The following is a 21,808-nucleotide window of genomic DNA, read 5'->3' as shown; positions in this document are numbered from 1 at the left end:
GCAAACATTTTAAACAAATAGTTAACTATAATTTAACCATACCCATTCAATCGTATTATTAAAAATGAAGCTGACCGAGGCTCAATTTACTCACTTGTTGAAAGCACTTACAGATATAGGTATTGCCCTCTCTGCCGAAAAAGACCATAACCGTTTACTGGAAATTATTTTAAAGAAAGCTCAGGAAATCACTCATGCTGATGGGGGAACCCTATATACATGTACTGAGGATGCTGAACTAAAATTTGAAATTATGATCAATCAATCCATGGGTATTCATCTTGGGGGCACGAGCGACAAACAAGTAAACTTCAAAAATTTGCCTTTGTATGATGAAAAAGGGAAACCCAACGATCACATGCTCGCCCCTTGGGCGGCGGTAAGCAGACAAACAATCAATATCAAAGACGCCTACAATAATAAGAAATTCGATTTATCAGGAACCAAAAATTTTGATAAAAACACAGGCTATCATTCTCAATCCTTTCTTACCGTCCCAATGACCAATCATCTCAATGAAGTCATCGGGGTGCTCCAACTAATCAATGCTTTAGACAAGACCAACAATAACATCATTCCTTTTTCAAAATTGGATCAATACATCGTTGAGTCCTTAGCCTCACAGGCAGCTGTGACTATCACTAATCGTCAGCTTATTGAAACTCAAAAAGAACTATTTGATGCCTTGATTCAATTAATTGCCCAAGCCATTGATGAAAAATCACCTTATACCGGGGGGCATTGTCGGCGCGTTCCAATCCTTACCCGCATGATAGCCCTGGCTACCTGTCAGATAGATAAAGGTCCTCTGAAAGACTTCAGCATGACGGAAGATGAACTCTATGAGCTTCAGGTTGCCGCATGGCTACACGACTGCGGTAAAATTACCACCCCGGAAGCAGTTGTGGATAAAGCAACCAAGCTGGAAAGGATTATGGATGGAGTGCACCTTATTGACACGCGTTTTGAAGTATTGAAACGTGACGCAATTATTCAGGCACTGCAAAGTAAATTACAGCAAACGACTGGCAATTTATATAATCTCCAGCACGATAATAAGCTACAAGAACAACTCGCTCAACTCAATACCGAACGTGAGCTCATTAGAGAAAGCAATCTAGGCAGTGAGCAAATTCATCCCCAAAAACTCAAGTCCATCCAGGAAATTGCAAAACGGCGCTGGATAGGTCCATCAGGAACTGAGGAAGATTTTTTATCTAAAATGGAAATACTCATGCTGGAAATAAATAAAGGTACCTTATCGAATAAAGAGCGAGACATCATTAATAATCATGTCAGTATGACTCTTAAGATGCTGGAGTCCCTGCCTTACCCTAAAAATCTTAAAAATGTCCCCCAACTGGCAGGCAGCCATCACGAAAAGATGGATGGAACAGGATATCCGCGCGGATTAACTAAAGATCAAATGTCTCTTCAAGCCCGCATGATAGCCATAGCTGATATTTTTGAAGCACTAACGGCCAGTGATCGCCCTTATAAAAAAGCAATGCCCTTGTCTCAGGCACTATCCATTCTTGGAAAAATGAAAGTGGAGGGACATATTGATCCGGATCTTTTTGATGTTTTTATGCATGCAAAAATATACGAGCACTATGCTGAAGAATACCTTGATAGGGCGATGTATGATGCAATAGATTTTAGTAAAATTCCCGGGTATACCCTAATTAAATAATGCCCGTAAAGTGGGATTACTAAATTGGAATAGGATGAAAAATAAAGGAATTAACAGCAATGATTTCTAACAGCATAGACGACCATTTGTTACAGGCTATGAATGTCTATTATGTTCCAGTTGCCGGTTATGCGGTGATTGATGATTATAAAATCATTGACCAACTCAGAGTCTGGAGATATGTTAATCAATTATTTTATGGCAATCGTTGCCCAACATTTTCATTGGCCCTATTATTTTCCATTTTTTGATGAAAATATCTTTTTACCCGATTATTAGGGCTAGTGTTTTAATGCAGGTTTCCGGATCCCGCGGATAAGCCGCGGGACATCGGAGTAGAGAGGATTTCAGCGGTTCTTATCCAGGGACTTTGGCAAAATTGCTAAAAACCTGTTAATGATTAAAGCACCTGTTTTATCTCAGAGCCTGTCTCAACAGGATAGGATATCTTCATCATTTCAGGCTCATTTAGAGCTTGATGGGCTGCTGTTACTGTTTTTGTAATACTTTCTGTAGTGACCACGTCACTTTCAAGAATATGATTTACTAATTCAGCCATCGCGTTCAGCGTGTATATTCCACATCGCTTATCGCCAACGCTAGGTTGTTTGTAAGTCAAAATAGGTGAAATAACATTAGCCATGGGTAAATCACACATGGCTTGCAATGCAGTTTTAGCTTCCGGTTGGCCTAATAATCGGGTCAACTTGACCTGCAATAATTCCTCGCCAGATATTATCGAGTTTGACGCCAACCATCCTAATACAGGTATGGGATTACGTACTCCTATTGGATTTATTGTAGAGTCAATAACACCGGCATTTAAATTATCAGAAGAGTCTTTATAGATAACGATATGATTAAAATGAGCACGGTAAGTCATACCCGATAATCGTCCTTTTACCATAAAGGCATGAGGAAACTGCAGGGCAGTAAAGTGGACTTGCTGTTCAGCCAGTTTCGTTAAAATTTCTGGTAACATTTCAGTAGCAACACCATCTTTACAATTTGACGCTAAATTATCAACAGAAGATAGAACCGTTTTATTATTTTCTTTATGGACCAAAAATTTCAGCGTCTCCCCATTATTTAATTTTATAGTGACGTTATCACTTGTATTGGCCGACATATATTTTTCAATCTGACTACTTAGTGACGATGGCATCATTCCAATGGTAGCAGGGCAAACAGTTAAGGCTTTATTAAGATCTACAGTTACTTTTGGCATAATTTACAACTCATAATAAAAATAAGTACATAGAATAACACTATTAAATTAACACAGGCTTAAGATAAAACCCAAAATGATCAAAAAATTCTCAGCGATTATTTGTATCTGATCTTCTTCCTACCGATTTAAGCAAAGAATTGGGGGCAGAGGCTCAACTAAATGCGATTGAGGAGAAGGCTGATGAAAACCATAAGGGGTAGTGGCAAAAGACCGGTTAGCTAAATCTGATGCAGTTCGCCAAAATAGGGATGACGGCGGCTTATTAAAAGGAAGTAAAGTCGGAGGCATTGGATCGATTTTTTGCAGGGATTCAGGATATCCTGGTTGTATGTTCAAGGCTCTTAAACCGATCAGTTCTTCATTTTTTCTGGCTAACTCATGTTTATGCACTTCTAATACTTCTACTCTTTCTATTCGTGCAGCAACCAGCTTTATATTTTGCTCTAATACGGTCAGCTTTTCTTTTTGCTCCTTTACTGTCACATCGTGGCATAAATCGTCTATTTTTTCTTGATCCAATCCAACCCAGCGGCTGATAAGATGTTCCATATCCGGCCGCTCAATGAACCAATAGACACTAAAAGCAGCCAACCCAACTACAATACTGGCCAAAATAATAGGCCAGAATGTCGGAGAAACCGCAGCGATAAATAATCCGGAAAATTCTAAAGCAACTGTTTGACCCGCAAAAAAACCGCCGCTAAAAAAAATAAATCCGGCGACCGCTGCCGTAGCGTGTTTGGCAACAATTAAAGTTGAACTATCTTTTAATTTATTTAATTTTCCTCGCGCCTCATCTAAAGCTTCATAGCGAAAGATGAGCAGCTGAATCACCGCAAGATTTTCGGCAAGCATTTTACTGCTTGTATGCCACGAATAGGTCATGTTGATCTTTTTTCTAATCGCCTTGATTGCTTCCACTTCCTTGTTATAAATATCTAAAATTTCAGGCAAATGTCTTACCGTTATCCCCAAACCTTTTGAAAGGTCAGCGAGTTCAAAGGCATATAAAACCATAAGAGATAACACAGAAAAAATAATGCCGGCAGAAAAGAAAACGACAGCTGGAAGAGAAAAGACGCCCAACATCGCGAAGAAACCATCAAAACCTTCACAACCAAAAAAAATCGCTCCAGCGACAGCAAGTGCTATGGATTTGAAATTGACAGACCAGAACATGCTTTTCTCTTTCTGCTCCTGCTGATCGGTACACAAAACAGTCTCAATATCCTTTAAAAGGGATGCGTACAAAGACTGTAAGAGAAAATTTGTTTCATCATCTCCTTTTTGCTTTTTCTTTAACCAAATGCCCAATGCAGTGAATTGAACGCTATCAACTCGCTCTGATAGAAACACATCAGGTAGTTCAATCGTTTTTGCTTTGGCCTTTTTTAACTGATTTAGCAATTTTTTTGTAGTTTGACTGAGCTTTATGTCTATGACCAGACCCTCACTGTTATGAATGGTACTATTTATAAGCCCTTCAATTTAAAGCACTATTGAGTGGGCAAATAAGTCATTATATGAGGATGGTCATTAATTAAATATTGAACGAATCGTAATAATATAGAAAATAATGTAAAGGTACCGTTAACTTATTTACGGGTACTGGGGATTAATGTTTTACACCTTGGTAGGTTATCGTTTGTTAGTGAAATAGCGCATCAATAAGAAACCAATAATGAGCCCGGCAAAGTTTATCCAGTAAAATGGCCAGGAATAAATGCCAAGCCCGACAATATTAGGCCCAGGACAAATTCCAGTCAGCCCCCAGCCCACCCCAAAAATTGCAGCGCCAATAATCAGTTTCCAGTCAATCTGTTCCTGGGTAGGCAATTCATAACTTTTATTCAGTAGCGGTTTTTTCAACCATCTGCGTAATTGAAACAATAGAAAAGTAACTAATAAAGCCATAAAAAAGGTGACGTACAAATTAATCCGGAATGTATCGGCACCAATTTTGAGTCCGGCAATAATAATATCCGGACTGTACATCTCGGTTAAAATCAAACCGGTACCAAAGATCAAGCCCGCAATCAATGCGATTAACCTGCGCATCACTTACTCCTTAATGTACTAGCCATGAGGTGATTATTGCAGTAGGAAAAAAGATCCCCACAGCAATTATTGAGCGTTTACGCCAAAGTGAAAGGCCACATAAACCGTGGCCACTGGTACAACCATTACCAAGATAAGTCCCCCCCCCAACCAACATCCCCCCCATAAAAAGTAACCACGGCTTGGTTTTGAAAACAGCGCCGGGATTGGGTACAGTCTGAGTGAAGTTAAAGATTATCCCGCTTAACAATAATCCGACCATAAATAACAGATTATCAACATTAAGCCTATAGGTCGTAAAATTCCATGAGCGAAATAGTATGCCACTGCAACCAAGAATCTGGCCACGGACCAATAACATAAGTCCTGCGGCCAATCCAAGTAACGCTCCACCTAAAACCACTTTTATTTCAATAATCATTGCGGCTCTCTCATGCTACTTAACCAATGTTATAATCCTGAACTATTTATTCAATCTTATCTTATTACATTGCTTTTTAAAGTTTAATTTTTCATAGTCAATTTAATCTGAGTCTGGCAGAGGAGCAATAAAAATATAATGAATCCCCTATTTACTAAATTTCAAGAAAAGCTTCTTCGTCTTGAAAAATCGTTAGAAGAGTGTGAAGCAGCATTGGATTTGGAGTTTTTTAAGAATCTCTCACTTAATCCCGCGATTGGCGAATACAATGACAAATTACGTGTTTTGAAAAAAACGGCTGAGGAACAACAATTATTCAAGCAAATAACGGAAAAACTTGAGTCGCTCAGAACTGCCTTTCGGAGCAAGAAAGCCAGTTTAATGACAAAAGAGGAGAAACCGGAAGTATATCTTATCGGGAAAAACTTCATTCTTGGCCCTAATGGTTTGGTAGACGAATTGCCCAAAGCAAAGATTGATCGTGACCCACCATTGCCTCAAGAAGCCATCAAAGCGATAGAAGAAGGTAATAAAGCACATCTATTACGCGTCTTATATAACTTTTGTGAAGAGAAATTTGCTGCCAAAGAGCCCCCGGGCTTTGTTTCTTTGAAAATGATTGATGCGCTTTGGGATATGGGCACTAGAGGGCATGAGCTTGCCGAGTTATTAAAAGAAGCCTTAACTGATTATCAGCAAAGTAGCAAAAATCTTTCTGACGCACGCCATATTGCTCTTAAAAATACGACAGCCTTGATTTATCAAAAATTTTGGAACAGCGGTGATGCTTCCATAGAACGCTATGCTCTTGATGGATTTAAGCCAAAATACATCAGCGGACTTAATGAAACAGATTTTTCCTATACCAAGCCCAATCCTCTTTTATCAAAGAAAGTTTTTCCTTCAAAAATTTCCGAGAATGAATCACTGCTTTTCAATCATCGCGGTCAATTACGTAAAATAATGAGTGATTGCATATTAAATCCCAAAGCAGAAGAACCCCGAATGACACCGACAGTTTATGTGACTAATGCCAGGGTTTGGACTGACAAAGAAGGTCAGTCCCAAGAAGCGCGCTGCTTTGGCAGTCAAGGACGATTCTGGAGTCGCTGGCATCAAGAGAAGATGCAAAAAGAAAGTGTTGAGGTAACTGAAGACGGCGAACTCCCTCAAGTAAGAAAGTTAACCGATCGCCATGGCCCAGGCTGGTAGGATGAAGCATTGCCGATGACGATGGGGGATCTGCCTTGTATTTCTCATCATCATTGTCGGTGCTAAGATGCAGAAAGGCTGACTTAGTTATATTATTATTTGATATTCAACTTACCGATATAAGGCTTAACCATGAAAACCCTTTTCCACTTAGCCTTCCCTGTTCACGATTTTAAACTGGCCAAACTTTTTTACCAGGAGCAGTTGGGGTGCCAATTGGGGCGAGAATCGGAGCATGCGCTGATTTTCCAATTTGGCCCTCATCAAATTGTAGCCCATAAAGTGGATGCCCCTTTACCTCTGCAACAAGGAATTTATCCACGTCATTTTGGTTTAATTTTTCTGGAGCAAAAGGAGTTTAATGCATTTATCCAGCGCCTGGATAATCAGCAGATGTGCTATGAAATACCGCTTAAAACGCGTTTTCCTCATACAAAAATTGAACATCAATCCTTTTTCCTTAAAGATCCAAGCAATAATTTACTGGAATTTAAATTCTACACTTACCCCTCTGCTATTTTTGGAGAGCAGGAATTACATCAAATTGGAGATGCGCCGGGATAAAATTATTTATTCAGGTGTTCTCCAAATTATTCATAGACTTACCACATTGCAGCAGCCTTGAAGTGCTCCATTCCAAGTGGAAATCTTCTGTATATTCTACAATAACATCATATAGGCTAAATATATTGCGTCGATGCAACTCAACGTAAGGATGCATTATGAGTAAGTATGTGATGACTATTATGGTATCGATGATCGCTGCAATTGCTCCTTGTACCTACGCCAATGTTGCCAATGAGATCTTGTTAAGTAGAACACCCCAACAAAAAACCCAAATCTTAAGCAATATTATCAATGCGGCTGGCGAACCATGCCTCCCCACCGAGTCCTTTTTCCAAGGCATGGATTTATATGATGCGGCCTACTGGAATATTGCCTGTACCAATGGCAAGTCTTTTACTATTCAAATATCCGCCAGTTCCGTTAATACCATATTTCCCTGCGTCGCGATGAAATCAATAGGAGCGGAGTGTTTTAAAAAATTTGGTACCTCTCCCCCGGTAAGACGTCTGTTGATTGTAAGATGATGAAATAATAAAAAAACATATTATAATCGGTACTATCAAAAGGAACTATTAAGGATAATAATGACCCCTGCGTATGAAATTGTATGTATAAAACGACCTACTGGCCTTTTGCAAGATATTCATCATGAGATCACAGAGATCGGCTATAAAGATCCACGTGCAGGTCTTAAGACCATTTCCATCCATACTGTAATTGCTATGATTGAAAATGAAAAATGCTCTTTTTATGTTACCAACAACGGAAGTCGAATTAACGTGCAGGTCATCAATAAAAAAGGATTGCTTGGTATTGAGCCATACCTTTGCACGATGGAAAATGGCGTAGAAACGGATAATCTTGAGAATTTACCCAGTTGTTATTGAATGATTTCGCTTTATCCCCCTACGTCCCGCGGCTAGTCGTCGGGACGTAGGCATTTAGTATCAGTAGGAACTCAAAAATAGATTTTTTTGTCGTTACATCGTCGCCATAGTAGGAATAAAGTTAGGTAAATAGGGCGAGCCAACTCCAACACCATCATTCCAAAATTGATTTTCCGGAGCTAAAGTCATTGATGAATCCCACCCGAAAGTGAGCTCATAGCCATACGCGGTATCATAAATCTTGAATGCCGATAAGGGCGCGCCAGCAGGAGGACGCCTCGCTCCCTCGATAATAAGGTGAGGGGGGGAAATCAGACGAAGTGCTTGTGCATTGAGTAAGGTACTGTTATTGGTATACAGATAAGGAGCAGCCTGACCAATGGGTCGGGGTCTATTACCATTTAACAGCATCCGTTCTTGATTGAGTAAGGTTAGTGTCCCAGAAAACAAAGGACATGCCAGGCTGGTACCGCCATATACGAAAGATTGCCCTCCTTCATAAATAGTCAGTCCGGTGTAGGGGTCGGCTAACATGGCTATATCCGGCACAGCACGCTTATTATAAAAGCCAACGGTGCCGTTATTATAGCCACCTGCAGTAAAATTCATAATAGAGCTCTGCCAGCTTACCGGACCGTAAAACTTACTGATACCGCCGGTAGTTCCTGCATAAAAATTACCCGAATAATAGGAGCCCCACAGAGCTTCAAATGCATAATTCCAATTATTATCTACAAAAGCACTGGTTCCGCCCACTGCAGTTGTAAAGGCAGAGCTGGCTGGAAATTCCACATAAGCTTCTGCTGCTGCAGAACACGGCCATGAGGAATTATAAGTGCCATCCCCACAGTCTCCCGTAGAAAAATTAAAACTTATTCCAAAGGCTGCCGCTGTTTGCAAAGCTGCTTCCATAGCTGGAGAATGGCCTGCGCTTAGCTCTGAAATACCCCAGCTATTAGAAACCACATAGGCATTGGAAAATCCTGCAATAGTGTAGTTATTACTGATAAGCGTGTTAATCACATCATGAACTGCAGCATCTAAAGGAGCCGTATCACTTGCCGCTAGAACCAGAACAGTATTCGCGCCATAGGCTAGTGTGTGAGAGGCTTCAACATCCAGGGCTATTTCACTTTCCCAGCCCGTTGTTCCAGGAGTTCCACAAGTTGTATAGTCACTCCCATCGGGATTAATTACGGCAAAATTTCTTGATGTTCCAGTTAAGTTAAGGGGAGTAATGGCTGATCCATTATATAAGTTGGCATCTGCGGTGATTTGCGCTGCACTATTGCTCCCGCATGCATCGATGATCACCAGCGTCTGCCCTGCCCCATTAATCGTATTACCCTGGATTGGCGCTATCTGGGCAAGATTATAAGCAGTTTGTAAATACGGGCCGGTGAAACCAGTGAAGGACCGGGTAGTCGGTTGTGCTGATGGAATAAATGAATCCCAAACAAAATTGAGATCGTGCGATTTAAATGCTTCTTTTGAATTGTTACCCGTTGGTCGTGCGCGCAAAGCGGGCAGGTAACGGACTATATTACTTAAACCAGAAATTTCTGCGACTTCTTGTGCCACATCCAAACTTAATGTAGGTGGAGTAGCATTGGCATAAACGGTTCTGTTTTGATAGCGGTATTGATTAAGTTTAATTTGAAGGACTTGCTCAATCTGGGCTACAGTAGCGGTAACGCGTACACTATGATTGACGATTTTTGCCCGCATTTTTTGAGCAGTGAAATAGTGCAATACTTTATTCTCTACTTCCTGACTCGGAGCATAGTGCTGATTAAATTCATCATAGGTCAAAAATTTTTGGTAGTTTGCACTATTCGGATTATAAATATCGTTGGTTAATTGATCTAATTGTTCCTTATTCCTTAATTTCAACCAAACCGTAAAATTTATTTTTTGCTTAGAGTTCATAGGCGCGATAAATTTAGCCTGCTGTATTAATGATGCACCTGGACTGGGAAGCTCCATTCGACTCATGACTGATTTTGCATCAGCAATAGTTGTAAACCCAATAAGCGACAATAGGACAGCCGACCATCGTTTCATCATGCCACACCTCCAATGTGGTTATTTCCAGCTAAAAGCATTTATGCTATCAATAAAAAGACACTATTAATGGAGCTGTAGGTTACAAAACCCAGTTCATTTCCATTAATTAACGAGAACACATAACCGCCCTGTGTTCCAGCAGCGATAACATTACCGGTAGAATTAACATACAGGCTATAAACTGACTGTGCAAAGGTAGTCCATGCATTACTTCCCGTCAGCGAAGTGTTTGTATAGACGTATTCATCTGCCGTACCAATATATAAAGCAGTGCTGGTAACAAAAACGCTCGTGACCGCACTGGTGTCTGGTTTGGCAACAGTAGTATTCCAGGTTGCTCCCCCGTTGGTAGAATACACCACATTCCCATTCGCAGTACCGGCATAAAGCATTTGAGCCGATACCACAAAAATACTATTCACCGCACTACCATCCGGTTTGGTACCGGTCGCATTCCAGGTTGCCCCCCAATTAGTGGAATACATCACATTGCCATTAGCAGTTCCTGCATAAAGAGTGTCACTCGTAGCAAAGACCGTATTAACGGTACTGCCATCAGGTGAACTGGTCTGATTCCAACTCCCTCCTTGATTGAAGGAATAGTACACATTACCGTTCTGACAGCCGGCATATAACGTGGTATTAGTAGCAAAAATACTATTAACCGGGCTGCCGGCCCCGGGTGATTGTGGCGTAGCAGTCCAAGTGGAACCATTATTTAGTGAATAATACACATTGCCATTGACAGCACCTGCATATAAATATTGGACTGGGGCAGAAAGAGTAATATTCAAACTGTTGATGGCACTGGGTTGATAGCAGAGACCGCGACTGCCATCTGTTGTTTGCTGACATACTATAGGCCCGCGTTGAACATTACCCGCTAAGCTGTTGCCGTTCACCGCCAAGGTCAGGGTGCATGCCTGTTTGGCATTAAGAACAAAAGGGTTAGGACAATTTCCATTATTTGTTATTTGGGTAATGCCAGGAATAGGCGTCATCACGACAGTATGAGACTTGGAGGACTGATTTTCGACGCGATACTGAACCGATGCAGTCCCTAGAACAGATACCTGAATTGCTTTAGGGGTAAGAGGAGTTAAAGTAAACAGCGGAGAACCTGCCTTTGCAAAGGCTGCAACAAACAATGCAGTAATAAAACAAAACAGCTTCCGGGCTAAAGTTGTATTTTTCATGGGATTTCCTATGCCACGAGTAAATGACGAAGTTACATTCAATCCAGTCTCGTTGTGACTCTAAAAAAATAAACTCAACTATTAAATTCCTTCATTAAACACAAAGCAAGCGCTATTTTTGACCTAGGATTTGGCAATTAATTTTTTTACTTTGCTGACAAATAGTGGTCCAGGATCTGTTTTATCGGTCTGATAAGCGGGATCTTTCTCGAGCCACAAAGAGGTTTTTTTATACCGTAAATACTCATTATGCCCAATAACATGTTTTATTGTGGGATATTTTTTCTTCAAATAGCATACAAGATAGGCATTGGCTCTAGCTTGTTTTTCAGTTAAATCATCCTTTCCATCAACTCCACCAATATTCTCAATACCAATTGCATAATGATTAAGGCCAATGACATGCCTTGCCATCCAGGTTTCTGGCATGAGCTGATAGATACTTCCATCTCGGTCAACTAAAAAATGACTTGAAACATTTAAATCTCCAGGTATTTCACTTCGCCGCGGAGAGTTTTTCGGTAAGGCTGGCGAATCAAAGATGCGAAAAGTAACATCGAGCCTGGGTATGCAGGTCCAATGCACCACAATCATTTTAGGCTCAATTTCAATCGATTTAGAATCGATACCATAATGGGTTAATTGGTAGTCACGCGTTAAAGCAATGCGTTCCTTATTAAATTGAATGGGTTTTTGATGAATTACCTGCGGATCATAACAAGAAAAGGCATGGCCCGAGGTATTTATAAAAAAGATACTTATAAAAAATGCAATAGATGTAATAATTTTCATATTAAAGAAGTAGATTAAAATTAATAGGTACGCCTCAACGATTTATCATAGCATGATAAAACGCCGCTACTTAATAATCCCTTAATAAATTTGATTTATTATACTTTTGCCTGAAATAAGGTACGCGGAGAATATTGATTATTTTAGATTTTATTCTCTGCTTTTAACTTTTTATAACTGCACAGATGTCTTGCTGAACCATTATTAAATTGATTAGGGAGTGTAACATGCGGAAAGTGGTAGGTTCATGGTTATTTGTTCTATTTACAATATTATCCCCCTTGGCTATTGCAGATAGCTATGGCGTTCATGAAGATCATCCTTATGATTTTTTGATCACCAAAGACGTTTATAAATTTTCTGAGGTCTATCAGATTAACTCACCGCTAAAAGAAACTTATCCCGGTTCAGTAAAAAAAAGTGCCTTTCGTATTCGTACCAACTATGATTTATCCAATAAAGATGGATGGCAAGCAACGGGGATTACTCGAATCATTTCTCTAGGCTCTGTGTATCATTGGGCTAAAGACATTGATATCTACGATACTCGTGGCGTGCAAATCGGTTTGATTGATGGTGATTTAGCCACCTTTGAATCAGCAAAATTTAACATTTACGAATATGATGAAGCCGGAAAAGCAACTCAAATTGGTGTTGCCTATGCTAACCCGGATTTCAGCCGATTTGTTATTTTGGCATCAAGCACCAATCCTCACCCCATTGCTGAACTGAATCGAAACTTTAGCGATAATACCTGGAGTGTTTCCGTTCATTATCCAGAAAAAATTGATGATCGCATCGTCCGCATTTTTGCTGGTTTTGTTATCGATCATCAGGATAAGTTTTTATCCAATGAGGAAGATGTAATAGAAGAATAAACTCTAAATTAACCGACTTAGCGAAACAATCCAATACGATTTTCAAGCAAGACTCGGCCTGGATTGCTACGCTCGCAAAGACGGGATTAATCTAATGATATTCTTTCAGACAAGGAATCTAATGCTTTAGCAGTAGAAGACTCCGGCTTTTCATTAGCCAAAATCAAGGCTCGCTCCAAAGTGATTTTATTTCCAGTAAAGAAACAATATCGGCCCACCCGGCCCCCGAAAATACCTGAGTTATAATAAGAGAAGAAAAGCTCATGAAAATCCGGGGGCATTATTGTTTGTATAATATCCTGTAGTTTGTAGCTTGCATGACGACGTTCTGCAACAACAGTTCCTCGCAGCAAAAAAAGCCAAGGATTTATTTTTTCCCGCAGTACCACTCGACCAAAACTATCAACAGTCATTCCATTCCAGCTAAGATAACCGGGATTTCTACCAATACCTCCTGGATTAGCTTCAATGAGGCTATTTTTAAAAAACGGATGGAGAGACAGCTTGCGGGCGATACCATCGTCCACAGCGGCCTTGCAGGACTCTATCGATAATATCTTAGGAGCGAAACTAAGACCTGATGTTACCAACCTCGCCACACATTGCTCAGCAGTTTCTCCTTGAATATATAAACCCTGGTCATCTCCCTCGTTCGGCTTCGGTGACGTTGAATGGCCGGTAATAGTTAAATGATCCGTGGCACCAACTTGCTCAAGTTCTTTTTCTTGCAAAATGATGTAATTGTGTTTTTTCGCATTATTCATTTGTCCGATAATGACAGGTTCAGGTGTTTCACTGATATAGAGAGGATGAAACCAGATGTACTGCTTCATTATTTTTAGCCCCTAGTTACTCGCTATAATTACTTTTCCAGAACTACGAATTACTCATTACCGAGCTTATAGATGCTGGTCCATTAGAAGATCTGCATCATCAAATACAGAACACTATAGAGTAGATTATACAGAGGCAGTTTGCGCAAAAAAAGGGCTTCTGCGCAAATAAAAGGCGTTGAAAGCCTGCATCAGCAAAAATAGGGTATTTTTATGTGATATGTGTTTTTTTACGTGAAAGGCTTATAACAAGAAAAATGTCCTTAGATTGACGGCTCATTGCCATTAAATTAAGCTTTTGTAGCCTAGATTAGCGCAGCATAATCCAGGCTTTCGGTGCCAAGCAACAGACACTTGACACGTTATTTGGGAGTGGTATGACGCCTATGTCACTGGGAGAGTTAGAATGCTCTAGTCATTCACTGTCTCATAAAATGATCGTAAATAGCTCGACTGGCTAATGCTATAGCATGACTGCGCGAATAATCGCTGGCCGCTTGAGATTTAACATAGATAGCAATCGCAATATGTCCTTTATTATGAGGCAAGGTGATAATTCCGACATCACTGGCAAAGCGATAGAGCTTTTTAGAACCTACATATCTTAAATAGTCTTGTTCATATATCGCCCATGTCCCTGTTTTATGGGCCACTTTTACATTGGCAGGGAGTAATCCTCTGATTCTGCTTCTACCCGTTCGGCATTGCTCCATAATCTTCATCAGAACTTTGGTACTGGATTCTGAAAGCGCCTGATTTTTATATATTTTTACTAACAGTTTGGCCATATCTGAAGGTGTCGTTGTATCACGAACGTCATTTTCAAAACGCTGCCAAGCCAATTTCTTTTGCTCCAGAGGAATACTGTTAAATTTTTTTTGCCAGGAAAATACCGGACGAGGCTTTTTCAAAAAGGAATGATCCACATGATTGGTATCCAGGAACATTTCAAGGATGGAACGATTGATTAAGATATTTTTGAAGCCCAGGGCATACATGCGTTTTGTCACATACTCAGGACCGTTAACTGCATGTAATATAGTATCGCTTGCACTGTTATCACTATTACTGAGCATATGCTTGAGTATTTGTTGCAAAGACATGCTGAGCTTTCTTTTCTCAAATAAATGATATAAGGCTCCAGAACCAGGAACAGAATTATGTAAATCGAGTTTGATCACCCGGCTTAATGAGTCTTTTTTTTCATCCACACGATGCAAAAAAGCTAAGGCAATTGGCAATTTAATGGTACTTGCCATAAAAAAACGCTTATCACTATTATGAGCCACCGTCTTATTTTTCTCTATATAAATGGCCGTAATGCCCATTATAGAGTTTGATTTTTTTTCAATGGCAGCAATTTTTTTAGCAAGTTCAGCATCGCTATTGGCAGCAAAGCACCCCATAGAAAACACAAAACCAATAATCCCACAGGCTAAGAAACTCTTTATCCCTAACCTGTTGGCATAGTGCAGGAATGATATGTTCATAAAGTATTTAAATCCATTCTTTATTATTAATTATTTTTAGTAAAAAGCCGTCATACATTCGGGCATATTACTTTGCTATCCTTATTGATGGAACCTATTTCAGCATAAATTCAATATCATCAATTTCTTAAGCACCATTATTGATTTATTTTCTTAAATTTTATAGTTAATTAATCGATAAATTAATTTTTTTTTAACTCAACGATGTTAAGGACTGTTGACCATTAGTCTCTCGACCTTGCATTCTTAAAAGATGAAGGATCAACCGCCCCAATTTAATACAAATGAATTTGATTATCCCCACTCAATATTATAAGGAATACTAACTTCCATAGAGCCTAGCCTTACTTCCCGGGTCAATTTATTTCATTTCTAAGCTGTGTTAGGATCTTATTCCTAATAAACTGCGAGCTCGCCATGCCGGATTCTGTTACTACCTGGGCTGATATTTTAGGCGATGAGAAATCACAGCCCTACTTCACATCCATTCTGCAATTTCTAGCCGAGGAAAAAAACGCGGGTAAAATCATTTATCCTGCTCAAAATGAACTATTCAATGCGTTTAAAGAAACACCTTATGAGCAAGTTAAAGTGGTTATTTTGGGACAAGATCCCTACCACGGCCCCGGGCAGGCTCATGGCCTTTCTTTTTCCGTAAAACCGGGTGTTAAGCCGCCCCCCTCTTTGAAAAATATTTTTCAGGAGTTGAAAAATGATTTGAATGTGTCCATACCTATGCACGGATGTTTAAAAAAATGGGCAAATCAGGGAGTTTTGTTGCTGAATACATCGTTAAGTGTTGAACAGAACAAGCCGCAGTCTCACTCTAAAATAGGTTGGACTACTTTTACGGATAATGTGATTCGGAAATTAAATCATCATTCCCAACCGCTGGTATTTTTATTGTGGGGAGCTCATGCGAAAAATAAAAATGTTTTGATTAGTGAAAACAAACATCTGGTATTAACCGCAGCGCATCCGTCTCCTTTTTCGGTGCACCAAGGCTTTTTTGGTTGCCGCCACTTTTCCAAAACGAACGACTTTTTAAAAGCAAATGGCCGTACCCCCATTGATTGGAATTTATGACCATGGCCCCATCTTATGATAACAGACTTACCTGCTTATACTGGATAGCGAACCTTGTTAACTCACTAATAAAACAATTTAAAAACGCCGTCTTTATGACGGCGCTTTAATTTTAATAATGTCTAATAAATAAGCCAATGTCGGGCTGAGGGTTCAACCAGCAAGTCTTCGACAGAATCATCTCGCTTGATGATTATTGATTTGGGCAACCAGCCTGATGATATGATACCAGTGCATTATAAATTGCCTGATAATTTGCAAATGCCTGTCTATTCGATTTGATGTGATCAAAAACTGCATTTGTTCGGAGGCAATCTCCTACTTCAGTAATATTCGAATGGTCACCATTGTTTTTTTTATAAGACATAAATGACGAGCCGCAATGCAAGTGAGGTCGTTTTGCTCCATCATTTCCTAAATAGTCCTGATTGTTACAGAACGTTTTCTTATAATTAATTTTACCCAAATCAGAATTATTCGCGAACGAAATCATCGGAAGTAACGCCAAACAAACCACCGCAATTGCAATCTTTTTCATCATGTAGCCTCAAAAAAAGTGTGAAAAATCAAATATAGCACAAAGAAATAGGCGATTTAAAGATTCAATTGCTAAATAGTTCAGCACTTTGGCTCTGGGAGAAGGATTGACCCGAGAACAAGAAATTGCGCCCCTCCGGGCCCCCTGCTTTTTTCTCAAAAATTGAACGTCATTTTTAAAGAAAACGCGTCTCGAAAGGCTCTATTTTCACCACTAACGAGGTTCCTGACGCCCCTGATGTTTATAGTTTGATTTTGAATAAAAGCATGGGCGAAGCTGCCGTCAATAAGAATATTTTTGTAGAGTTGATAACTCATTGAGGCACCCAGAATAATACCATCGCCGCTGGAAATCTGATAATAACCATTTCCGGGAGTTTGATTGTAATTACCCGCAACTCTGATTATCCATTTTGGAGATAAACGATAATGGCTGCCCACTGTAAAAAGCCAGCTGTCACGCAAATGATAAGGAACATCCGCATTCAAAATCATTGGCTGGGCACCTATTTTTGTTGCTACCCCATGAATTTTTATTTCATTAAAAATGCTCCATTGAATATGTTGAACAGTAGCGATAAACCCTAAGGAGGATGTTACAAAATGGTTTATCGAAAGCACGCTCCGTGCAGGAGTCCAAAAAGTAAAGGAATAATTATTGGAAATGACTGGCGAATTATCTTCAAAAATACTTTGTCCCTTGAAGCGATATGTAACGGAGCTCCGGTAATTAAATCCAATGAGTGTTGCACGACTTGGCTTGAGTAAAAAACCAATATCGCCCCCGAAACCACTGGCATTAGCCTCATTATGACTCTCAGCATCGGGGATATTCAAACTTGGGAATCCAGAAATGGGTTCTAAAAGAAAATTAACTTGGGAAAGGGATATTCCTGCACCTAATGAAAAATGATCATTTATCTTAAACCCTAAGGCGGGAACTAAATCAATATCATGAATACTGTTGCTGGATTGGGCGTATCGCAGAATGGAGTTTTCCTCGATATTCCGGTTAAAAAAATTGGAAACAACAGCCAACCCCAATGTCATTTTATCCGTGGTTGGCGCGCCTAAATAAAGGGAGGGTAAATAATAATGCGTTTGGTCAGGCGCACTACCCATCTGTGTAAAGCCCGTTGCTGTTTGTATCGCTTTACCCGTAAAACGGGTATGAGAAGTGGCAATTGAGCCTAAGGCTATTGCTTGAGCATTTGATAAAAGAGTTAAGGCCGCTGGATTATAATAGGCTGCTGTTGCGTCATTTACGACGGCTGTCCCTAGAGTTGATTCGATAAAAGATGCATGAAGAATTAATGGAAATAGTAGCCCCAACAAGAGAATATGTTGTGTTTTTATAATCCCCCTCACAGCTCCTCGATACCTCATGCCAATCCCTATAAATAATAAAAGTCCTTATGCCGCTGCCATATTAAATGTTTTTAACAGAAAGGGGGTAATAATTTCTGCAAAATTTATAGATGGTCTATTGCCAGATACCTTTAGGGCTGAGGAACCCAGTCATTGACTTAAGCGCTTTGGGTCATCTCGAGAAGTTTGCAACGAAGGATCTTCTGAAATAGACATGAGCCACATTTTGGAGATCCGTCGCTTCGCTGTGGATGACGTTTTGGCGTGGCTGCCTATAATTCTTAATTTGACGGATATGAGTAGCAAGCCAATTTTAGCTATTATATGATGCGCAATAATTAATTAAACTTGATCAGCGATTTTTATCGAAGGTCATATTAGTGAGTTTTACTAACCAGGAGTCATACCTCATGTTTTCTTATAGAAGTGCCCTATTAAATGCCACATATAAAGAAGGACAAGTAGGCAAACTTACTGACGAACATGAACAAGCAGAACATCACCGATTTAAAAAAGATTTTCTTTTCAAAAATAAACAAATCCCCAAAGACTTGTATGTCGCTCGATTGATTCAACACTTTTTGATCATCAAAGCCATAGAAACTCAATTGCAAAAATTAGACTCCGAGAAATCAGAAATTAATGCATTTTTTGCTTTATCTTATATTGAACACTTATGGCGTACCCCAGGCATTCAAAAAGATTTACAACAATTAGGCATTAATCCGGATCAAATTAAAGAGAGCGAAATAGCACCAACAACGAAACGTTATCTCAAAGATATAGAACAATTCACTCCCAAAGTCTTGCTCGGCCATTTTTTGGTTCATGTTGCCGGTTTCATGCATGGTGGAAATATTATCCGTTCGAAATTTATTGAGCCCAGTAATAGTGTTACTGATTATCAAATATCAACTCACCAGTATGATTTTTCATCTGCAGCCACGTTTTTACAGGGAGGAAAAGGTTCGTCATTCGCCGTGTATCAGGATATGATGAATAAAATGGATGAGATAGCTCTGGATAGTGACGAATACGAAGAGATCCTTAAGCAAGGGAAATCCGTTTATGCCATTATGACAAGCCTCTATGATGACTTATGTGAGATGCATACGAATCACCCCACCTATGACTTAGCCGCAAGGCATGCCGATAAACCCACAACATCCTGTTACTCACTGGCGGTTATCAGCGTCAGTATGTTAGCGATTGCCTATATTGTAACATTACTGGCTGATTTCTCGATGAATTCTGGTATGTCACCTCGTCCAAGTTAAAAACCGTGGGGGATTAGGGCAAATGCCATAACCAACCCACAATTCAAAAGAGGTAATGACCTCCCGGAGTTCTACTAACCCCTATTTCGATTTCCGGCTGCAAGCAGCCGGACTACGGTTCTTATTATAATATAAAAATATTAACTATCCTGCTCAATTGCTTTATAATTCGTCCGACAAAAAATCATAGGGATAAACGTGCAAGAAAAATTAGAAAAGGAATTTAGTCGTTATTTTTTCTTATTTCCTCAATTGAGAAGACGTAACAATTCGTTCGGATTTGCTATGTTTGGAGGAGGTAATCGAGATGAATTGAGTCCAATTATTCCGAAACTCGTTTATTTGGGAAATTTACCACGCCAATTACCGTTTGCTCCCAATATAAAACTTGCTGAAACTCAAGATGCGGGGTTAGTGGTATCCTGTGTTGATCTTGGTGAATTAGCAGAGTCAACCTTATTGCTAGAGCCTAATTCAAAGAACATCAAATATCATGTAGTGGCCATGGAAGACGTTACTGCAAAAACCGGTAATTTAGACCAAATTTGTGATGCACTTCATCTGATGTCAGCGTTTGCCGACGAGAAAAAGCCCATTCATATTCATTGTTACTCTGGAGTTGGACGCAGTGCCATGATGACTGCTGCACATCTTGCCCATCGTTACCTGATGGGTGACCCAGTAATCAAGGTTTACCTTGATCAAGCGGCGCTAAAATTGGGTGTAAAATTAGAGGTTGAACAAGAAGCGTTCATCCCTCGACTGTATAAAGTTTCCTGCAAATATGTTTCTTCAGTCCGCCAATGCTGCCAATTTGATCGCCAAGACCGTAATGAAATTGCAATTAAGGCATTGACAAAGCTTCATGAAGAGAGAAAGCATGGCCATTCCCCTTATAATGATGATTATGCTTTTATCAATGCATTGGTTCAATCTGCCTCTTTTAAAAAACTGCATCATGAATACTATAATCTTTTAAGTCGATATACCTATCTGCCTGCAACGCCATCATCCGAGTTGTCAGTTAATCGTATTGATCTGCAACAAGTGATTAAACAATTTTTTAGTGCCTTTATACTGAATAAGGAAGATTGGTATCAGCAATTGGCTGATTCTGTTAACGAAGAGGCGGCGTTTAAAAATACTCCATTACATCAGTTCTGCAACTCTCTTCCCCAAGGTTTAAATGACGAACAACAAAAATCATCCATGCTCAAGCGGCGGGAGTTGTTAATGGAGTTAATAGAAACCATGAACCATTTAAGTTTGCGCTACCCAATGGCCCAATATAGCCAACCGATTATTAAAGCCCAGGAATTGCTTGCTTCTTCACTCAGCGAATTCCCGGCTGCAAACAATACGAGCCATACTTGGTAATTTATAAAAAAGCTCAAATAATTCAATAATAAATGAAAAAGCGAGTGAACATGCTTAATTTTTTTAAGGGCGTCACCTATTTTGTACAAGGATACAAGAGCCTGTTAACTCCAGGTTTAAAGCGTTTTATTATTATGCCTGTAGCGTTTAATTGCCTGTTATTTACCGGCGTGTTTTATCTTGGTTATCATTATTTGATGCCCTATGCTTCTCATTACGTGGATAAGCTGCCTTCATGGTTAAGTTTTTTGAATAACATTGTGCTAGTAATTTTTATCATGGTATTCATCTTACTTTTTTTAGCAATGTTCACGGTCATGTTCAATGTCATTGCTTCTCCTTTTAATGGGTTATTAGCAGAAAAGGCTCAAAAATTATTGTATGGAGATTCTATTCCGCCAGTACCTTTTACATTAATGGTAATTCGCTCATTTAAACGCCAAGGAAAATTTCTGTACTATTTTGTGCCGCGTTTTTTAGGAATGTGTCTCTTGTTTTTCATCCCTTTTATCCAGCCTGTATTTCCTTTTATTTGGTTTTTTTTTACCGCCTGGATGTTAAGTATGCAGTTTCAGGATTTACCCTTGGATAATAATTTAGTCAGCTTTTATGAAATGCAACAGATTGTAAAAGCCAATAAAATGCGCTCCTTAGGCTTTGGCTCCTTGATCAACTTAGCCAGCTTCATTCCTTTGTTAAATATATTTATCATGCCTGCGGCAGTAATTGGAAGTACCATGCTTTATTGTGACACTCATCCACGAACAAAGGATACTTAGAGTAATCGAGAGATTAGATTTGCCTATTTATTTATGATAGCGTAGTAAAACAAAAACAT

The 21,808-nt window shown here is 39.5% G+C and carries 22 protein-coding genes; 11 read left to right on the top strand and 11 right to left on the bottom strand.

The features are described 5' to 3' along the window. Positions 1 to 64: 64 nt before the first annotated feature. On the top strand, positions 65 to 1,693 hold the full coding sequence (locus tag LOX96_RS13650; protein WP_250422942.1) for an HD family phosphohydrolase: 1,629 nt from the start codon (positions 65 to 67) through the stop codon (positions 1,691 to 1,693). 59 nt (positions 1,694 to 1,752) lie between these two features. Continuing rightward, positions 1,753 to 1,944: a hypothetical protein gene (locus LOX96_RS13645; protein WP_250422945.1), complete on the top strand. Its 192-nt coding sequence runs from the start codon at positions 1,753 to 1,755 to the stop codon at positions 1,942 to 1,944. Between the two features lie 149 nt (positions 1,945 to 2,093). Here the strand turns inward: LOX96_RS13645 and LOX96_RS13640 are convergent, their stop codons facing one another. From LOX96_RS13640 to LOX96_RS13625, 4 genes are all read right to left on the bottom strand, one after another. Beyond that, positions 2,094 to 2,921 (bottom strand): hypothetical protein, encoded by an 828-nt coding sequence (locus tag LOX96_RS13640; RefSeq protein ID WP_250422948.1) that lies wholly within the window; start codon positions 2,919 to 2,921, stop codon positions 2,094 to 2,096. 120 nt (positions 2,922 to 3,041) lie between these two features. Further along, positions 3,042 to 4,331: a hypothetical protein gene (locus LOX96_RS13635; protein WP_250422950.1), complete on the bottom strand. Its 1,290-nt coding sequence runs from the start codon at positions 4,329 to 4,331 to the stop codon at positions 3,042 to 3,044. 231 nt (positions 4,332 to 4,562) lie between these two features. Next, on the bottom strand, positions 4,563 to 4,982 hold the full coding sequence (locus LOX96_RS13630; protein WP_250422953.1) for a DUF6691 family protein: 420 nt from the start codon (positions 4,980 to 4,982) through the stop codon (positions 4,563 to 4,565). 10 nt (positions 4,983 to 4,992) lie between these two features. Next, entirely contained in the window at positions 4,993 to 5,403 is a 411-nt protein-coding gene (locus LOX96_RS13625) for a YeeE/YedE family protein (protein WP_250422955.1), read from the bottom strand. Between the two features lie 138 nt (positions 5,404 to 5,541). Between LOX96_RS13625 and LOX96_RS13620 the strand changes: the two genes are divergently transcribed. The 4 genes from LOX96_RS13620 (at position 5,542) to LOX96_RS13605 (ending at position 8,069) form a co-directional block, all read left to right on the top strand. Beyond that, entirely contained in the window at positions 5,542 to 6,615 is a 1,074-nt protein-coding gene (locus LOX96_RS13620; protein ID WP_250422956.1) for a hypothetical protein, read from the top strand. 132 nt (positions 6,616 to 6,747) lie between these two features. Further along, a complete protein-coding gene (locus tag LOX96_RS13615) occupies positions 6,748 to 7,179 on the top strand; it encodes a VOC family protein (protein WP_250422957.1) in 432 nt (143 codons plus the stop codon). A gap of 158 nt (positions 7,180 to 7,337) precedes the next feature. Continuing rightward, positions 7,338 to 7,706 carry a hypothetical protein gene (locus LOX96_RS13610; protein WP_250422959.1) on the top strand — a complete coding sequence of 123 codons (369 nt, stop codon included), beginning with the start codon at positions 7,338 to 7,340 and terminating at the stop codon, positions 7,704 to 7,706. A gap of 60 nt (positions 7,707 to 7,766) precedes the next feature. Then, complete coding sequence (locus LOX96_RS13605; protein ID WP_250422962.1) at positions 7,767 to 8,069, top strand: DUF3892 domain-containing protein; 303 nt, start codon at positions 7,767 to 7,769, stop codon at positions 8,067 to 8,069. A 93-nt stretch (positions 8,070 to 8,162) separates the two neighbouring features. Here LOX96_RS13605 and LOX96_RS13600 read toward each other — a convergent pair whose 3' ends face one another. The 3 genes from LOX96_RS13600 to LOX96_RS13590 all read right to left on the bottom strand — a co-directional run bounded on the left by LOX96_RS13600 (position 8,163) and on the right by LOX96_RS13590 (position 12,124). Next, the gene (locus LOX96_RS13600) at positions 8,163 to 10,136 is read right to left on the bottom strand and encodes a S53 family peptidase (RefSeq protein WP_250422964.1); all 1,974 of its coding nucleotides are present in this window, start codon (positions 10,134 to 10,136) and stop codon (positions 8,163 to 8,165) included. Positions 10,137 to 10,174: 38 nt separating this feature from the next. Further along, the gene (locus LOX96_RS13595) at positions 10,175 to 11,332 is read right to left on the bottom strand and encodes a WD40/YVTN/BNR-like repeat-containing protein (RefSeq protein ID WP_250422966.1); all 1,158 of its coding nucleotides are present in this window, start codon (positions 11,330 to 11,332) and stop codon (positions 10,175 to 10,177) included. Between the two features lie 123 nt (positions 11,333 to 11,455). Beyond that, positions 11,456 to 12,124: an N-acetylmuramoyl-L-alanine amidase gene (locus LOX96_RS13590; RefSeq protein ID WP_250422967.1), complete on the bottom strand. Its 669-nt coding sequence runs from the start codon at positions 12,122 to 12,124 to the stop codon at positions 11,456 to 11,458. Positions 12,125 to 12,351: 227 nt separating this feature from the next. Here LOX96_RS13590 and LOX96_RS13585 point away from each other — a divergent pair, with 227 nt between their 5' ends. Continuing rightward, positions 12,352 to 13,002: a hypothetical protein gene (locus tag LOX96_RS13585; protein WP_250422970.1), complete on the top strand. Its 651-nt coding sequence runs from the start codon at positions 12,352 to 12,354 to the stop codon at positions 13,000 to 13,002. 86 nt (positions 13,003 to 13,088) lie between these two features. Here the strand turns inward: LOX96_RS13585 and LOX96_RS13580 are convergent, their stop codons facing one another. Beyond that, positions 13,089 to 13,835 (bottom strand): hypothetical protein, encoded by a 747-nt coding sequence (locus tag LOX96_RS13580; protein ID WP_250422973.1) that lies wholly within the window; start codon positions 13,833 to 13,835, stop codon positions 13,089 to 13,091. A gap of 419 nt (positions 13,836 to 14,254) precedes the next feature. After that, entirely contained in the window at positions 14,255 to 15,325 is a 1,071-nt protein-coding gene (gene bla / locus LOX96_RS13575) for a class A beta-lactamase (RefSeq protein ID WP_250422975.1), read from the bottom strand. Positions 15,326 to 15,742: 417 nt separating this feature from the next. Between bla and ung the strand changes: the two genes are divergently transcribed. Beyond that, positions 15,743 to 16,411 (top strand): uracil-DNA glycosylase, encoded by a 669-nt coding sequence (gene ung / locus LOX96_RS13570; protein WP_250422978.1) that lies wholly within the window; start codon positions 15,743 to 15,745, stop codon positions 16,409 to 16,411. A 193-nt stretch (positions 16,412 to 16,604) separates the two neighbouring features. Here the strand turns inward: ung and LOX96_RS13565 are convergent, their stop codons facing one another. Both LOX96_RS13565 and LOX96_RS13560 read right to left on the bottom strand, forming a co-directional pair. Next, positions 16,605 to 16,952, bottom strand: a complete 348-nt coding sequence (locus tag LOX96_RS13565) for a hypothetical protein (RefSeq protein WP_250422980.1) — start codon at positions 16,950 to 16,952, stop codon at positions 16,605 to 16,607. A 152-nt stretch (positions 16,953 to 17,104) separates the two neighbouring features. Next, positions 17,105 to 18,334 (bottom strand): OmpP1/FadL family transporter, encoded by a 1,230-nt coding sequence (locus LOX96_RS13560; RefSeq protein WP_250422981.1) that lies wholly within the window; start codon positions 18,332 to 18,334, stop codon positions 17,105 to 17,107. A gap of 392 nt (positions 18,335 to 18,726) precedes the next feature. On the opposite strand from LOX96_RS13560, the gene LOX96_RS13555 reads away from it, so the two are divergent. The 3 genes from LOX96_RS13555 to cysZ all read left to right on the top strand — a co-directional run bounded on the left by LOX96_RS13555 (position 18,727) and on the right by cysZ (position 21,749). Further along, positions 18,727 to 19,593, top strand: a complete 867-nt coding sequence (locus tag LOX96_RS13555) for a biliverdin-producing heme oxygenase (RefSeq protein WP_250422983.1) — start codon at positions 18,727 to 18,729, stop codon at positions 19,591 to 19,593. 198 nt (positions 19,594 to 19,791) lie between these two features. Next, positions 19,792 to 20,970, top strand: a complete 1,179-nt coding sequence (locus LOX96_RS13550) for a protein-tyrosine phosphatase family protein (protein ID WP_250422985.1) — start codon at positions 19,792 to 19,794, stop codon at positions 20,968 to 20,970. Between the two features lie 50 nt (positions 20,971 to 21,020). Beyond that, positions 21,021 to 21,749, top strand: coding sequence for a sulfate transporter CysZ (gene cysZ, locus LOX96_RS13545; protein WP_250422987.1), 729 nt, complete (start codon positions 21,021 to 21,023; stop codon positions 21,747 to 21,749). Positions 21,750 to 21,808: the final 59 nt, after the last annotated feature.

The organism is Legionella maioricensis (genome assembly GCF_023618015.1).
In the GTDB taxonomy this organism is placed as follows: domain Bacteria; phylum Pseudomonadota; class Gammaproteobacteria; order Legionellales; family Legionellaceae; genus Legionella; species Legionella maioricensis.
This window is presented reverse-complemented; position numbering and strand designations above follow the sequence as displayed.

What these genes read in the sequence shown, in the direction of transcription:
- LOX96_RS13605 (WP_250422962.1), top strand. Translation starts at nt 7,767, where the DNA reads ATGACCCCTGCGTATGAAATTGTATGTATAAAACGACCTACTGGCCTT.
- LOX96_RS13590 (WP_250422967.1), bottom strand. Translation starts at nt 12,124, where the DNA reads ATGAAAATTATTACATCTATTGCATTTTTTATAAGTATCTTTTTTATA.
- ung (WP_250422978.1), top strand. Translation starts at nt 15,743, where the DNA reads ATGCCGGATTCTGTTACTACCTGGGCTGATATTTTAGGCGATGAGAAA.
- LOX96_RS13620 (WP_250422956.1), top strand. Translation starts at nt 5,542, where the DNA reads ATGAATCCCCTATTTACTAAATTTCAAGAAAAGCTTCTTCGTCTTGAA.
- LOX96_RS13645 (WP_250422945.1), top strand. Translation starts at nt 1,753, where the DNA reads ATGATTTCTAACAGCATAGACGACCATTTGTTACAGGCTATGAATGTC.
- LOX96_RS13650 (WP_250422942.1), top strand. Translation starts at nt 65, where the DNA reads ATGAAGCTGACCGAGGCTCAATTTACTCACTTGTTGAAAGCACTTACA.
- LOX96_RS13565 (WP_250422980.1), bottom strand. Translation starts at nt 16,952, where the DNA reads ATGATGAAAAAGATTGCAATTGCGGTGGTTTGTTTGGCGTTACTTCCG.
- LOX96_RS13585 (WP_250422970.1), top strand. Translation starts at nt 12,352, where the DNA reads ATGCGGAAAGTGGTAGGTTCATGGTTATTTGTTCTATTTACAATATTA.
- LOX96_RS13555 (WP_250422983.1), top strand. Translation starts at nt 18,727, where the DNA reads ATGTTTTCTTATAGAAGTGCCCTATTAAATGCCACATATAAAGAAGGA.
- LOX96_RS13640 (WP_250422948.1), bottom strand. Translation starts at nt 2,921, where the DNA reads ATGCCAAAAGTAACTGTAGATCTTAATAAAGCCTTAACTGTTTGCCCT.
- LOX96_RS13610 (WP_250422959.1), top strand. Translation starts at nt 7,338, where the DNA reads ATGAGTAAGTATGTGATGACTATTATGGTATCGATGATCGCTGCAATT.
- LOX96_RS13600 (WP_250422964.1), bottom strand. Translation starts at nt 10,136, where the DNA reads ATGATGAAACGATGGTCGGCTGTCCTATTGTCGCTTATTGGGTTTACA.
- LOX96_RS13625 (WP_250422955.1), bottom strand. Translation starts at nt 5,403, where the DNA reads ATGATTATTGAAATAAAAGTGGTTTTAGGTGGAGCGTTACTTGGATTG.
- LOX96_RS13560 (WP_250422981.1), bottom strand. Translation starts at nt 18,334, where the DNA reads ATGAGGTATCGAGGAGCTGTGAGGGGGATTATAAAAACACAACATATT.
- LOX96_RS13630 (WP_250422953.1), bottom strand. Translation starts at nt 4,982, where the DNA reads ATGCGCAGGTTAATCGCATTGATTGCGGGCTTGATCTTTGGTACCGGT.
- cysZ (WP_250422987.1), top strand. Translation starts at nt 21,021, where the DNA reads ATGCTTAATTTTTTTAAGGGCGTCACCTATTTTGTACAAGGATACAAG.
- bla (WP_250422975.1), bottom strand. Translation starts at nt 15,325, where the DNA reads ATGAACATATCATTCCTGCACTATGCCAACAGGTTAGGGATAAAGAGT.
- LOX96_RS13615 (WP_250422957.1), top strand. Translation starts at nt 6,748, where the DNA reads ATGAAAACCCTTTTCCACTTAGCCTTCCCTGTTCACGATTTTAAACTG.
- LOX96_RS13580 (WP_250422973.1), bottom strand. Translation starts at nt 13,835, where the DNA reads ATGAAGCAGTACATCTGGTTTCATCCTCTCTATATCAGTGAAACACCT.
- LOX96_RS13595 (WP_250422966.1), bottom strand. Translation starts at nt 11,332, where the DNA reads ATGAAAAATACAACTTTAGCCCGGAAGCTGTTTTGTTTTATTACTGCA.